The sequence below is a fragment of the Streptococcus infantis genome (assembly GCF_047463315.1).
Lineage (GTDB): Bacteria > Bacillota > Bacilli > Lactobacillales > Streptococcaceae > Streptococcus > Streptococcus infantis_AB.
On the sequence record NZ_JASHEB010000001.1, the window covers coordinates 124,720 to 138,639 of the forward strand.

At 36.4% G+C, this 13,920-nt stretch carries 11 protein-coding genes, 1 tRNA gene, 2 pseudogenes and 1 riboswitch; of the genes and pseudogenes, 4 read left to right on the forward strand and 10 right to left on the reverse strand.

Annotated features, from left to right (window positions below; genetic code table 11):
* Window positions 1-2: 2 nt before the first annotated feature.
* The 6 genes and pseudogenes from QM857_RS00680 to QM857_RS00705 all read right to left on the reverse strand — a co-directional run bounded on the left by QM857_RS00680 (window position 3) and on the right by QM857_RS00705 (window position 5,435).
* Window positions 3-821 carry a hypothetical protein gene (locus QM857_RS00680; RefSeq protein WP_414274726.1) on the reverse strand — a complete coding sequence of 273 codons (819 nt, stop codon included), beginning with the start codon at window positions 819-821 and terminating at the stop codon, window positions 3-5.
* A gap of 27 nt (window positions 822-848) precedes the next feature.
* Window positions 849-2,123 (reverse strand): DUF2130 domain-containing protein, encoded by a 1,275-nt coding sequence (locus QM857_RS00685; RefSeq protein ID WP_414274727.1) that lies wholly within the window; start codon window positions 2,121-2,123, stop codon window positions 849-851.
* An 80-nt stretch (window positions 2,124-2,203) separates the two neighbouring features.
* Window positions 2,204-3,001, reverse strand: coding sequence for a formate/nitrite transporter family protein (locus tag QM857_RS00690; protein WP_414274728.1), 798 nt, complete (start codon window positions 2,999-3,001; stop codon window positions 2,204-2,206).
* 253 nt (window positions 3,002-3,254) lie between these two features.
* A pseudogene (locus QM857_RS00695) lies at window positions 3,255-3,674 on the reverse strand (formate/nitrite transporter family protein); the annotation flags it as partial.
* A gap of 12 nt (window positions 3,675-3,686) precedes the next feature.
* Entirely contained in the window at window positions 3,687-4,325 is a 639-nt protein-coding gene (locus tag QM857_RS00700) for a hypothetical protein (protein ID WP_414274729.1), read from the reverse strand.
* A 600-nt stretch (window positions 4,326-4,925) separates the two neighbouring features.
* Window positions 4,926-5,435 carry a QueT transporter family protein gene (locus QM857_RS00705; RefSeq protein ID WP_004252705.1) on the reverse strand — a complete coding sequence of 170 codons (510 nt, stop codon included), beginning with the start codon at window positions 5,433-5,435 and terminating at the stop codon, window positions 4,926-4,928.
* Window positions 5,433-5,530, reverse strand: a riboswitch (PreQ1 riboswitch). Its footprint overlaps the gene before it by 3 nt.
* 28 nt (window positions 5,531-5,558) lie before the next feature.
* Between QM857_RS00705 and QM857_RS00710 the strand changes: the two genes are divergently transcribed.
* The 3 genes from QM857_RS00710 (at window position 5,559) to QM857_RS00720 (ending at window position 6,634) form a co-directional block, all read left to right on the forward strand.
* Entirely contained in the window at window positions 5,559-5,993 is a 435-nt protein-coding gene (locus tag QM857_RS00710; protein ID WP_049495169.1) for a GtrA family protein, read from the forward strand.
* An 81-nt stretch (window positions 5,994-6,074) separates the two neighbouring features.
* The gene (mscL, locus tag QM857_RS00715; protein WP_414274730.1) at window positions 6,075-6,455 is read left to right on the forward strand and encodes a large conductance mechanosensitive channel protein MscL; all 381 of its coding nucleotides are present in this window, start codon (window positions 6,075-6,077) and stop codon (window positions 6,453-6,455) included.
* 107 nt (window positions 6,456-6,562) lie between these two features.
* A tRNA-Arg gene (locus QM857_RS00720) sits at window positions 6,563-6,634 on the forward strand.
* A 46-nt stretch (window positions 6,635-6,680) separates the two neighbouring features.
* On the opposite strand, the gene QM857_RS00725 is transcribed toward QM857_RS00720, so the two are convergent.
* From QM857_RS00725 to QM857_RS00740, 4 genes and pseudogenes are all read right to left on the reverse strand, one after another.
* Entirely contained in the window at window positions 6,681-7,847 is a 1,167-nt protein-coding gene (locus QM857_RS00725) for an MFS transporter (protein ID WP_414274731.1), read from the reverse strand.
* Window positions 7,848-7,924: 77 nt separating this feature from the next.
* On the reverse strand, window positions 7,925-8,788 hold the full coding sequence (locus QM857_RS00730) for an XRE/MutR family transcriptional regulator (RefSeq protein WP_414274732.1): 864 nt from the start codon (window positions 8,786-8,788) through the stop codon (window positions 7,925-7,927).
* Window position 8,789: 1 nt separating this feature from the next.
* Window positions 8,790-10,691, reverse strand: coding sequence for an ATP-binding cassette domain-containing protein (locus tag QM857_RS00735; RefSeq protein WP_414274733.1), 1,902 nt, complete (start codon window positions 10,689-10,691; stop codon window positions 8,790-8,792).
* Between the two features lie 79 nt (window positions 10,692-10,770).
* Window positions 10,771-11,927 (reverse strand): annotated as a pseudogene (locus QM857_RS00740) (DUF5105 domain-containing protein).
* A gap of 236 nt (window positions 11,928-12,163) precedes the next feature.
* On the opposite strand from QM857_RS00740, the gene QM857_RS00745 reads away from it, so the two are divergent.
* Window positions 12,164-13,882, forward strand: a complete 1,719-nt coding sequence (locus QM857_RS00745) for a phospho-sugar mutase (protein ID WP_414274734.1) — start codon at window positions 12,164-12,166, stop codon at window positions 13,880-13,882.
* Window positions 13,883-13,920 lie beyond the last annotated feature (38 nt).

A 13,920-nucleotide genomic window follows, 5' to 3' on the forward strand; every position in this document is an offset into this window, starting at 1 on the left:
TCTTATTCCTCTGCTCCTAAATATTTCTGCGCTTCCTGAACATAGAAAAGCTCTGGATTTTCATGAACTATGCTTTCAAAAAAACTACGGGCACGATCTTCGTCTCCCTTTAACTGAGCATTGAGGGCTCCGTAATAAGAGAACATGATTCGAGCTAACTTATTTTCTGGTTCCGCAGTGTCGAAGTAGTCGTTTGATACTTTATTACAATAGATATCAACAATAGCCTTTAAACTCAAAATTTCTTCCTGATATTTTAAAATTTGCGATTGAACATTACTTGTTAGTCCTTCAATTTCTACCATCAATTCTTTTAATTCTAAACAATCATTCAAATGAAGCAAGTTTAGGATACTATAATACTTGATATTAAATACATAGTACAGATTTTTGGATTTTTTTTGATTACTATTTTTTATTTTATTCAGCAATTCTAAACTATCTTGGAAGTGTCCTCTATAAAAGGATACTCTTGCATTTGCCAAATATTTTGGTAGAACTTGAACATTTCTATTTAAAGAATTTGCATCAGCTCTAGCAACTATATCCTGATACTTTGTTAAATTGATATCTTCAAATAAAATATCAATTAAAGTCTTATCTAGTAATATTTTAGATAGAAAAATAAACAGTATAAGAAGGACAAGAAATATTGTTAATACCTTTGTGTAAGTGGTCGATGAATGGTTAAAAATATATACATACACAATTACTGTTGAAAACACTAAAAAATACAGCAAATATTTAAATATAATTTTAAGAAAAATTAATTCTATTTTGTCAGCTGACCATGTTCTAATAATTTCTGTAGCTCTTTTCATATAAATTCTTTTTTTCTCCAGGAAATTTTATTCCCCCTTCAACGCCTCAAACTTTGCTTTCATAGTTGGATTTTTTCGAGTTAATTTTTTAACGGAAACATCGTCCAACTTATTGTTTGCGAGGCGGAGTTGGTTTTCTGATGTGGTCAAGAATTTCTTGACCTCTTCCATACGCTTAATTGCCTTATCGATTTCATCGATGGCTTTACCGAAGTTGACGGAAGCTGAATTGTAGTTCTTAGCAAAGGCTACCTTGAAAGCTTCCAAATCTTCCTCAAAATGAGTGATATCAATATTTTGTTCACGAATAAGCGCTAACTCCTGCTTGTATTTTAGAGAGTTAAGAGCCGCATTACGCAAGAGCCCGATCAGATGAATAAAGAACTGAGGACGCACGACGTACATTTTCTCATACTCATGACTGACATCCACAATCCCAGTGTTAAAGTAGTCATTATCTGTCTCAAGCATGGTCACTAAAACTGCATATTCACAATTTTTCTCACGTCGGTCCTTGTCCAACTCTTTGTAGAAATCGGCATTCTTATGCTTCTTCTCAGTCTCATCAGCTTCATTTTTCATCTCAAACATGATGGAGATGAATTCTAGTCCATTTTCATCAAAATCACGGAAGATAAAATCGCCCTTAGAACCACGTGCTGAAACCTTATTGTCCTTCTCAAAGTAGGCATTTGGAAAGGCAAAGCTACGAACTTTGTTGAACTCACTCTCCGCATACTGCTCCAAACTTTCTCCAATAGCCTTGGTTGATTGTTGGGCCTTGAAATTCTTATAGAACTCAACCTGCTCATTAGCTGCCTTCAGTTGGGCTTCATAGTTTTGTTTAACTGAAGTCAGAGAAAGCTCGTTTTCCTTTTCCTGTAAAAGAAGCTGATTTTTAACCTGGTCGCGTTCTTTTTCTAAATCAGATAAAGTCTTTTGCAGTTGGTTCTCATGTTCCAAGCGCAAGGTAGCCAGTTGATTCTCAAGAGCTTGGACCTCTTTTTCTTTTTCTAACAAGCTTTGACTAGCACTTTGCTCTACTTCCTTTTTCGCCAATTCTTTTTCGGTATCAAAGTTGTTAATTTGACTTTGGAGTTGAGCTATTTCTTGGTCTTTTTGCGCTAGTTTTATCTGTTGTTCATTCATGGCTTTTTGCTCAGCCAAGGCCAGCTCTTGCTTCAAGCGTTCATGCAATTCCTTATCAAACTCTACAGTTCGAACTTGAGAAATCAGCTCTGCATATTGGCTTTCATTAACTGTAAAAACTTCCCCACAATTTGGACATTTAATTTCGTTCATGAGTTACCTCTGTGTACTTGTTTACTCCATTCATTATAGCATGGAAAGATAAAAAGAAAAAGTTGGAATGAATCCAACTTTTAATCTACGTATGTATCTTCGTTTTTATTTAAGAAGGCGTAAGGTAATCCCATCAGTAGACCACCTCCTATAAAGTTACCGATGAAGGATACACCCCAGTGACGAAGAATATTTCCAATACCAAAGTTTGCGATTGAATCAGCAGCAACACTGAACTTCACAATAGCAAATGAAGCAAAGTTTGCGGCGATGTGCTCATTTGTTAAGAATACAAACATGTAAATAGCTGAAAGAACCAACCAAAGTTTAGCTCCACCATCTTTAACCAAAACGAATGAAAGGATGGCAATGTTTACAAAGATATTCGCTAAAATACCTTCAAGTAATACCAATTCATTCGAACGTGCTAACTTCATTTCTACAACGCCAGAAATAAAGCTATCATGTGTTAAGTTTGCGTAAGCTGCTGAGTGTGCGAATCCCCAACCAGCGATAAGCGCACCAATTAAGTTAAAGAAAGTACAATATAGAAGAATTTCAGCTGTTTTTCTCCAGCTTATTTTTTTTAAAAAACTACCCGCTGTTAAGAACATCATGTTTGACGTTACCAATTCAGCATTCAAGAAGACAATGTAAGCCAATCCCCAAGCAAAAACAAACGGGAAAAGGAAACGTCCACTACCTGGTGCAATCTTATTGATTAAGTCAGCACCAACAGCTCCAGCTGCTGTACTGAAGGTAAGGAATGCACCTGCAAACATTGAACGGATAGCATACTTGAATTTGCTATTTGAATAAAGACTTTCTTTCTTTTTACAAGCAAATTCGATTTTTGAAATAAATTCTGATGAGACCATATAAACTCCTAAAACTTTATTTGTGAATATTATAACATAAAACCGATACAATGGGAAGGCTTTCCTAAATCAATCACTAATATTTTTTAAAATTATCGGAATCGTTTACACTCTTGTAGTTTTAAGGTTTTAGACTTCTAATATCACTGAAAACAATTCCTGAACTTCTAGAACTATTTATTATAATTAATATATTTTTAACTAAAATAAAAGAGAGAAACCTAGCATTTCTCCCCACTTCAATTGATAATTTTTAGTCTACATAAGTCTCTTCATTTTTATTTAAAAAGGCATATGGTAATCCAATCAAGAAACCACCACCTATTAAGTTAGCAACAAAGGTGACACCCCAATGACGGAGAATATTTGCGATTTCGAAATGCTGAACTTCATTAGAAACAATGCTAAATTTAACAATACTAAATGACGCAAAATTTGCAGCAATGTGCTCGTTTGATAAAAATACAAACATAGAAATTGCTGACAATATAATCCAAAGTTTTGCAGACGCATCTTTGACTAAGATTGAAGACAAAATAGCGATATTAACAAACACGTTGGCAAGAATACCTTCAAGTAAAACCAATTCACTTGGACGAGCTAACTTCTTAGCTACAAGTTTTGGTAAAAAACTATCCTGGGTCAGATGTGAAAATGCTGAAGAAGTGGAATAAATTCTTGTTCTTTACATTTGAATGTTAGCAAAAGCTTCAATTTCTTCTGCAGTCAATCCTACAAGCTCTGAAACCCACAAGCCGACAATATCTGATAAAACAGAATCGCTGACATATTCATTCTCACCATGACCATATTTACAAGTGAATAGAGGGGTTCTTATCGCTGAATGATAAAAATTGAACGCTAACTCTTGCAGTTTCTCTGGCTGAAATTCGAGTCCCAACTCTTGTACAAGTCCAGCTCTCACTTTATCCCACTCTTCGCCTTTTGACTGGTAGTTTTCTCGTGCTTTATTGAGAAATCCTTGACAGAATTTTACCAACAAATCCTTGTTTTGATAGAGTAAACGACAAGAAAAATCAGTGATAGAACTAGCATGGAGTAAGAAAGTAAGCAAGTCGTCAAGACTTTCTGCTACCCGACCAACTTGGCCTTCACTCCCTATAAAGCCGATACTCTCATCCTCAAGAATTACATATTCTCCCCCACTACCGTCTTTAGCAAAGGCTATGGGCGAAAGAGAATAAACTTCATTGTTCTGAGAAAATTCAACCTCTTTCAACTGGTCATAAAAGAGAATATCGCATTCTTTCATCAATAAGTTTCTCAGTTGATTATCTTCTCTTATTACTTGTAGTTGAAGCATATTAGCTACTCTCCTGGATTTGACAATTGTCACAAATGACAACAATTCAATTTTAGCAATCGACTCTTAATAATAATAATAGATTTTAATATGGCACTTCTTGGCCACATTGGCAAGATTTTTCAATAACTCCTCGTTTCTTTTGCTTTTTCCAAAATGAAAAGTAAAAGATTTTCCATCTTTCCTTGTAAAGTACAGATGATACCTGTCCCCATTCATTCTTCTCCCTCGAACGTAATCAATATCAATCTGTCTAATTTCAGCTAGAGGAACAATCCTTTTTCTAAAAAGAATAATCGTGTGAATGTATAATCTTCCCTTTCCAATATGAAAAGGATCCAACATACTCCCACCACTTTTTAAAGATGTCTTAACTCTTTGGAAAAAAAGATAGAAATAAAATAGTGCTAAAAAAATTAACAAAAATCTAATGACCTGATTTTTCCAAAGGACTTCAAAAACTGAAATACGATAACCATACATATTAAAATAATCCCTTTTTTCTTTATTATACCACTTTTGTTGAGCTTCTAGGTTCATGGACAAAGAAAAAAACTGAACAAAGTTCAGCCCTTTTCAATAATATTTCATGTGATATCTTTATCTAGTCAAATCAATACGTTGACCAATTTTACCAATGATAATGGCACCGACAATTAGTGAAGCGAATTCTCCGATACCAGTAGTGAACCAGGTAAAGAAGAAAGGTGCTTCTGCTACGATGTTTAATTCAGCAGCAATGGTGATCATTGAAATTGAAAATAGAATTGAAAAGAAGAAATGATCTTTACGAATCAATCCATTAAAAAGATAGTCTTTACTATATTTACTGAACAACCAAACTCCTAAGCTAAGGAAGACTAGAGTTGAGCCTCCACCTACAGCGACATCAATGAGTCCAAAACTGAAGAAATTAGCAATCATACATCCAAGAGTAACACCGATAATATACTTAGGATTGTAAAAAGCTAGGAAGTTCATCATTTCAGAAATGCGGAACTGATAGGCGCCATAACTGATGGCATTCAGTGGTGGTGTGATTGTCAACACCACATAAATAGCTGCGACAATGGCAATATCTGCCAAATCACGGACAGTAAGTTTTTTCATATTTTCTCCTTTAGCGGCTATCCCGCGTCTAATATGCTTGGTGAAAGAAGCTAAGCACCAAGGGTTGAACAAGTCAACTTTATTAGTATAGCACATTTAAAGGCTTTATGCTATACTAATCTTATGAAAAGATACATTAAAAAATTCTTCGATAATGAAATTTTGTCTTATTTATTTTTCGGCGTTGCTACTACAATTGTTTCTGTAGGGACTCGCATGATTATTTTTTACTTGACACAGCAAGAATTAACAGCTACTGCTCTAGGTAATATAACAGGTATTCTATTTGCTTTCTTCACGAATGACACAATTGTTTTTAAACAAAAACGAGCAAATTGGTTTAGACGTCTTATCAAATTCTCAGGAGCTAGACTTTTTACCTTCTTACTTGATATGGTATTAACCTTTATCTTTGTCACTGAATTCCCTCATATCATTGGTCAATTTGTAGGTGATGATATTAATATAATTAACACAATTGAAATAGGGTTTGCTCAAGTTACAATTGTTGTTTTAAATTACCTATTTAGCAAGCTTTTTGTTTTTAAAAATAAATGAGCACCTTTCTTGCATTCAACATAAATTTACGATATAATTTTGTCTGTAAAAATTTGATAAATTTTTGAAAGGAAAAAGATTATGTTAAAGGATCTTAAAGCATTTTTGCTCCGCGGTAATGTCGTTGACCTTGCTGTCGGTGTGATCATCGCCACTGCTTTTGGTGCTATCATCAATTCATTTGTTAATGATATCATCACTCCACTTCTATTGAACCCAGCCTTGGAAGCTGCAAATGTACAAAACATTGCTGAGCTTGCTTGGAATGGTGTTACATATGGTAAATTCTTGAGCGCTGTTATCAACTTCGTTGTAATTGGTACTGTTCTCTTCTTCATGATTAAAGCTATTGAAAAAGCTCAAAACCTTCGTAAGAAAGAAGAAGTTGTTGAAGAAGCTCCAGCAGCTCCAACTGAATTGGAAGTTCTTCAAGAAATCAAAGCACTTCTTGAAAAAAACTAAAAATGTAAAAGGATTTAGATATTTTCTAAATCCTTTTTTATTATATATTTCATCTTTTAGATGACTCTTGAGTTACACCATATTTTTTGATATAATGGGGGAAGTTTCCACCCTTAGTGTAATGGATATCACGTAAGATTCCGGTTCTTGAGATGGGGGTTCGATTCCCTCAGGGTGGATAGATATAAACGAAAAAGCAACGATTGACGTTGCTTTTTTTCTATATTAATCTTGTCTTTGAATATAGATCATTGATACCAACGAAAGAAGAATAACTCCGAGTCCGATAATTAAAAAGGAAACTAATTGCACACTTGGTAGAAATGTCATCAAACCTTTCGCAATCGGCATAAAGAGAATTGCCAGTGTAAAAATGGTACTCAATACCCTCCCCAGATAGTCTCCATCAACCTTGGTCTGTACCTGAGTAAAGAAGTGAATATTAAAAATTGTCATAAAGAGTTCACAAAATAGATTTCCTGAAAAAGTGAGAAAATTAGGTAGTGGCAAGCCCATCATGAAAACTCCTACTCCTGTGAGGATTATTAAGAACAAAAGTGTATTCATACTGGATTCAAATTTATTTGCTATCAGTGCTCCGATGATTGAGCCAATTGCACCCATAGTTAAGATAGTTGCATAGGCTCCGTCTACACCATAAAGTTTATTTGAAAAAGGGAGCAAAAACTCAAAAGCTGCAAAAAAGAAATTAACACTGGAAGCCACTAACAAGAGAAAGAAAATTTCTTTTTGATGCCAAATATAGTGCAAGCCATCTTTGATGTCCGCAAAAATATCTTTCCCTGTAAAACTCTTCTTCTCTTGAACCTTTGGTTCTTCTTTGGGAAGTAAAGCCACTAGGGCAAAAGCGATGAAAAAGGTCAAAGCATCTAGTAAGAGCGTCAGATGAAGACTTGCAAATTGTAAAACAAGGAAAGAAAGCACCGGAGAACTGACTCCTACAACCTGTAAAACTAACTCCAAGCGAGAGTTATAAGTCACTATCTCGTCCTTTGCTACCACATCTGTGATAATAGCTTTATTGGCAGGCCGAGAAAAAGCAAAGGCAATAGCCTGGACAATATTAGCAAAGATCAAAGCTCCAATCATCCAGCTATCATTTCTGATAAAAGAAATTACCAGACAGAGAATCCCACAAACCAAGTCTGTTGTCATCAAAATCTTGCGACGGGAAAAACGGTCTGAAATCACGCCTCCAAAGGGATTAGCTAGTATAGCTGTCACCAACTCCGAAATTTGATAAATCCCTAATACCGTCTTTCCTATATTTCCCATTGAGGCCAGCCAGACACTGTTCCCATAATCATAGAGCATATTTCCCATTTTATCGATCGCCCCACGAGCAATTAATTGGACTGCATGTCGATTCATAAAAAACCTCCTTCATTTTCTGAAACTATTGTATCAGTTCATGAAAGAGATTTTCATTTTTCCCCTATTTGGGAAAATTAATATTTTACAAATTTATCAAAGTGTTCTTGATAATAGGCTGCCTGCTCTGGAAGACCTAGCACATCAAAAATATGCATAGCTTCCTGCATTTGCTGACTCCCTTCTTCTGTTTGCCCCTTCTGATAGAGGGCAAATCCATGGAGGTAATGAAAGACATTGCGCTCGTAGAGTTTGATGCTCTTCCCGATAATCTTTTCCACATAGGCTTCAAAATAGCTGGCATTTTCAAAAGAATGATGTTCTAGACAATGCTGGTAACAATTGAGGGCTAGAATCAAGACCAGTTTTCGATGGTGTCCAATTTCCTTGTAGAAATCTTCCCGCTCCATCACTTCTCTACCAAGCCGAGTGACATAGTCCACATCATAAAAGCTATAAAGATTGCCAAAGAGAATCAACTCATACATGGTCCATTCTTCTGTCTGAAAAAGATAGTCCGCCACCTTATCCAGATCACGTTGCTTCATCGTGTAGCTGGCATCTCTCTGGCAAATCAAGCCTTGTAGCAAAATCCAGTTTAGCTCAAAATAGAGGGGATTTGTTGAACTCTTAGCTTTTTCAAGTTCCTCCTCTTGAAGCCTTTGAAAACCCGCAATATCGTTTGCATAATAAAGAGGAACCAACTGAGCCATCAAGGCCACATGCTCATGGTGTTGAAAATTTCTGGCCTTATCCATAAAATTTTCAATCGTCACATGGATATTGTCTAATATCTCAAAGAAGCGAGACGTAGCCAGATCCGACTCCCCCAATTCAAAACGGGATAACTGGGAGGTCGAGCAAGCTTCTCCTGCAGCTTCTTTCAATGAATAATTTTTACTGATTCGAAATTCACGAAAAACTTTTCCAAGATTTTCCATCTTACACCTGCTCCGATAATTCTTCCCACTCTAGCATAGCTTCTTCCTGGCGCTGACTAATCTTATCTAGTTCTGCTTGCAATTGCATGAGTTCATCCGCATCATTGGTAGTGTGCATTTGTTCAGAAATGACTTGGGACTGAGTTTCCAGTTCTTCGATTTCTGCCTCAAGACTTTCAATTTGTCTCATCAACTTACGAAGTTCTTTTTGATTTTCCTTTTGAGCTTGATAGTCATTAACTGGAGAAACCTCTTTTTCTTGGCTATAAGTTGCCGCTTCTTCCTCTTGACTTGCTGCCAACTCTGCTTTTTTTTCAACATAATAGTCATAATCACCCAAATAGACGGTCGAACCATTTTCGGACAATTCCAGAACATGTGTAGATACACGATTGATAAAATAACGGTCATGGCTAACAAATAGAAGAGTCCCATCAAAGTCAATCAGTGCATTTTCCAAAACTTCCTTACTATCAATATCCAAATGGTTGGTCGGCTCGTCTAGAATCAGGAAGTTATTGTTTTCCATTGACAGTTTAGCCAGTAGTAATCGAGCTTTCTCTCCACCTGAAAGCATGCCAACTGATTTCTTAACATCATCACCTGAGAAAAGGAAGGCGCCTAAACGATTTCGGATTTCCACTTCTGGCGTCAATCTAAAATCATTCCAAAGTTCATCTAAAACTGTATTGCTTGGTGTCAACTTACTTTGAGTTTGGTCATAGTAGCCAACTTCAACATTAGCACCAAAACGCTTCTCTCCTTTGATAAATGGAATCTGATCCACAATAGACTTGATAAAGGTTGTCTTACCAATACCATTCGGACCTACAACTGCTACGGCATTCATCTTACGAAGGTCGAGGTTGATAGGCTCAGATAGTATTTCCCCATCATAACCTATAGCAGCATTTTCAACCGTCAAAACGACATTTCCTGATACTTTATCAGAGTGAAAGGTCATATTAGCTGATTTATTCCCAGCTTCAGGCTTGTCTAAACGCTCCATCTTGTCCAGTTGTTTACGTCTAGATTGAGCACGCTTGGTTGTCGATGCTCGAACGAGATTTCGGTTAACAAAGTCTTCTAAAGCAGCAATTTCCTTCTGTTGCTTTTCGTAGTTCTTAGCTTCAGTCAGTAACTTCTGCTCTTTCTGCTCCACAAAGCTTGAGTAGTTTCCTACGTATCTATCTAAAGAATGTTTGGTTAAGTCGAGCGTTATGGTTGCTACCTTATCGAGGAAATAACGGTCGTGACTAACAATTATCAAGGCACCACTGTAATTAACCAGATAGTTTTCTAACCAGGCAATGGTTTCAATATCCAGGTGGTTGGTCGGCTCATCCAAAACTAAGAGATTTGGCTTTTCAAGGAGCATTTTGGCTAGGGCTAATCTTGTATTTTGACCTCCAGAAAGCTCGGCAATTTTCATCCGCCACATAGACTCATCAAATTTAAAACCATTTAAAATGGCGCGAATATCAGCTTCATAGGTAAATCCTCCAGCCTGACGGAATTCTTCAGATAGACGATCGTAGTCTAACATGAGCTTATCGAGATCTGCACCTGTTTTTTCCCCCATCTCTAGCTCCATCTGGCGAAGTTGTCTTTCAGTAGTACGTAAGTCGTCAAAGACGTGAAGCATCTCGTCATAGATAGTATTTTCTGATTCAAATCGACTATCCTGTGCTAAGTAAGAAAGGGAAATGTCTTTTTTCTTATTAATCTCACCAGAAGTTGGCTCTTCTTCCCCGACTAATATCTTTAATAGTGTCGACTTACCAGCTCCATTTTTCCCAACGAGAGCAATACGATCTCTTTCATCTACTTGTAGATTAATATTTTCAAATAGAACATCGCCTGCAAAAGAACGTTCGATTTTATTAGCTTGTAAAATAATCATGTAACTATTTTACTATCTTTTTCTGTTTTTAACAATTCTAATAAAAAAAGTTCGAGCTTCAAACTCGAACTTTTAGATATTAATAACCGATAGCACCACGGAATGTACGTGCCATATCTTTTAAGTTATAGTTCTTAGAAGATGTGTCGATTGTCCATTTACCGTCTTTCTTAGTCATCTTGATTTCGTACCCTTCTTTTTGCATATTATCGCTAGTATCAAGAGGAGTTGAATCAAATTGACTTGGTGCGTTTTCTAAAATGTACTTCTTACCAGCTTTCATAGCTTCTGAGTAGTTGCTGTATTTACCTTTGTTTTCGTCATAGAATTTACGGCTCAATTCATGAACATTCAAGTTATCCAAGTCGATTATTTCAGGTCTTACATAGATAACCGCATAGTCTGGTAAATAAGTTTTTACTTTATAATCAACTTTTGCTCGTTTTGCATTTGCTTTGATATATGCTTCTGCAAATGTACGAAGTTCAGAATCAGAAGGTTTGTAGTTGTAGAATCCTTTACCGAATGACTCGATGAATTTCTTGATAAATTCTTCTCTGTCAGCCTTCACATCGTTTGTAATAAGTTCAGAAGAGCTTGGAGATTTTTTATCATCTGACTTTTTATCTTCAAGTGCAACTATTTGAGTTTTATCATTAGTAAAGCTTACGTTTGATGCACCACCAGTGTTTTCACCATCTTGGTAAACAGCATCAACATATTTTTTCATAGCTTCTTTGGCTTCATCAATATTGTCTGCGTATTGGCTTGGGTCAACCTTGATCGCTACGTCATTTTTACCTTTTTTATTTTCTTTTACATCATCGTAAAAGCTCGGTGCAAAGTGAAGTTCATATTTAGAATCTTTATCAACTTCATAAACTATATAACCAACAACACTCTTACCTTTAGAGAGGGTATCTCCGTATGACATAAATTTAGTTTTACTGTCTGCCTCATAAATTTGAATCGGTTCAACTTTTTCGTTATAAAGTGCAATATCTTGGCTAGTAAAGCTAAACTGTTAATCACGACTATTTTTAATCTCAACTTGAAGAGCAAGATATTGTGCATTTGAATCTTCATCTTTAGGAAGAACATACATGCCATCTTTAACAGAAACTTCAAAATTTGAATTAGATGCAGTACCATTATCGCTTACTTTTTTCTATTCCCACAAGCTACCAATGCTAAAGCAGTTAAAACTAAAGCAGAGTGCTTAAGAACTTTTTTCATAATAGAAAATCTCCTTTTTTTATTTATTATATTGTACGATACAGTCAAAAATTTTCAAAAAAGAAACAGGAAATCGTTTAAAAATATTGTAAATTTTTAAATATAATCAATATCTACTCATTCTATGATTAAAATGAAACTTAAATTCAAAGAACTGAGCCACGCTAACGTTTTACTAAAACTTTAAATCGTGGTATAATGAAGGCGATTAGATTATATATTAAAGGAGAAATCTTATGACTTTCCAAGAAAACTACCAAAAATGGGTTGATTTTGCAGATCTTCCAGACTATCTTCGTCAAGATTTGGAAAATATGGATGAAAAAACTAAGGAAGATGCCTTTTACACAAACCTTGAATTCGGTACTGCTGGTATGCGTGGTTTGATTGGTGCTGGTACAAACCGCATTAATATCTACGTTGTTCGCCAAGCAACTGAAGGTTTGGCTCGTTTGATCGAATCAAAAGGTGGAAACGAAAAAGAACGTGGTGTTGCCATCGCTTATGATAGTCGTCACTTCTCTCCAGAATTTGCCTTTGAATCAGCAGCAGTTCTTGCAAAACACGGTATTAAATCGTATGTTTTTGAAAGTCTCCGTCCAACTCCAGAGCTTTCATTCGCTGTACGTCACCTCAACTGCTTTGCGGGTATCATGATTACAGCTAGCCACAACCCAGCTCCGTTTAACGGATACAAAGTTTACGGTGAAGATGGTGGTCAAATGCCCCCACACGATGCGGACGCTTTGACAACTTATATTCGTGCTATTGAAAATCCATTTGCAGTTGAAGTTGCTGATGTGGAAGCTGAAAAAGCTTCAGGTTTAATCGAAGTTATTGGTGAAGCAGTCGATGCAGAATACCTCAAAGAAGTTAAAGATGTAAACATCAACCCAGCCTTGATTGAGGAATTCGGTAAAGACATGAAGATTGTCTATACTCCACTTCATGGTACTGGTGAAATGTTGGCTCGCCGTGCTCTTGCGCAAGCAGGATTTGATTCAGTTCAAGTCGTTGAAGCTCAAGCAACACCAGATCCAGACTTCTCTACTGTGAAATCTCCAAACCCAGAAAATCAAGCAGCCTTTGCTCTTGCTGAAGAACTTGGACGCCAAGTTGGGGCAGATGTTCTTGTTGCGACTGACCCTGATGCTGACCGTGTTGGTGTTGAAGTTCTTCAAAAAGATGGTAGCTACCTCAACCTTTCAGGTAACCAAATCGGTGCTATCATGGCTAAGTACATCTTGGAAGCCCACAAGAATGCTGGAACTCTTCCAGAAAACGCAGCTCTCTGCAAGTCTATCGTTTCAACTGACTTGGTTACTAAGATTACTGAAAGCTACGGCGCAATCATGTTTAATGTTTTAACTGGTTTCAAATTTATCGCTGAAAAAATCCAAGAATTCGAAGAAAAACACAATCACACTTACATGATGGGATTTGAAGAAAGCTTCGGTTACTTGATTAAACCATTTGTGCGTGATAAAGATGCTATCCAAGCCGTTCTTGTCGTTGCTGAGCTTGCTGCCTACTACCGTTCTCGTGGTTTGACTCTTGCAGATGGTATTGAAGAAATCTATAAAGAATACGGCTACTATGCTGAAAAGACTATTTCTGTAACTCTTTCAGGTGTTGACGGAGCTGAACAAATTAAAGCTATTATGGCTAAATTCCGCAACAACGCACCAAAAGAGTGGAACGGAACAGCTATCTCAGTTATTGAAGATTTCAAAGCACAAACATCTACTGCTACAGATGGCACTGTTACTGCTTTGACTACTCCTCCAAGTGATGTATTGAAATACACACTTGCAGATGGTTCATGGATTGCAGTTCGTCCTTCTGGTACAGAACCAAAAATCAAGTTCTACATTGCAGTTGTAAGTGAAACTAACGAAGAATCACAAGCTAAGATTACTAACATCGAAGCTGAAATCAATGCCTTTGTAAAATAAAGCCCTATAAAAGATGAGACAAATCAATCTCATCTTTT

Coding starts and splice junctions, on each gene's coding strand:
- QM857_RS00725 (WP_414274731.1), bottom strand. CDS start 7,847: ATGAATCGACATGCAGTCCAATTAATTGCTCGTGGGGCGATCGATAAA.
- QM857_RS00685 (WP_414274727.1), bottom strand. CDS start 2,123: ATGAACGAAATTAAATGTCCAAATTGTGGGGAAGTTTTTACAGTTAAT.
- QM857_RS00730 (WP_414274732.1), bottom strand. CDS start 8,788: ATGGAAAATCTTGGAAAAGTTTTTCGTGAATTTCGAATCAGTAAAAAT.
- mscL (WP_414274730.1), top strand. CDS start 6,075: ATGTTAAAGGATCTTAAAGCATTTTTGCTCCGCGGTAATGTCGTTGAC.
- QM857_RS00705 (WP_004252705.1), bottom strand. CDS start 5,435: ATGAAAAAACTTACTGTCCGTGATTTGGCAGATATTGCCATTGTCGCA.
- QM857_RS00710 (WP_049495169.1), top strand. CDS start 5,559: ATGAAAAGATACATTAAAAAATTCTTCGATAATGAAATTTTGTCTTAT.
- QM857_RS00700 (WP_414274729.1), bottom strand. CDS start 4,325: ATGCTTCAACTACAAGTAATAAGAGAAGATAATCAACTGAGAAACTTA.
- QM857_RS00745 (WP_414274734.1), top strand. CDS start 12,164: ATGACTTTCCAAGAAAACTACCAAAAATGGGTTGATTTTGCAGATCTT.
- QM857_RS00680 (WP_414274726.1), bottom strand. CDS start 821: ATGAAAAGAGCTACAGAAATTATTAGAACATGGTCAGCTGACAAAATA.
- QM857_RS00735 (WP_414274733.1), bottom strand. CDS start 10,691: ATGATTATTTTACAAGCTAATAAAATCGAACGTTCTTTTGCAGGCGAT.
- QM857_RS00690 (WP_414274728.1), bottom strand. CDS start 3,001: ATGGTCTCATCAGAATTTATTTCAAAAATCGAATTTGCTTGTAAAAAG.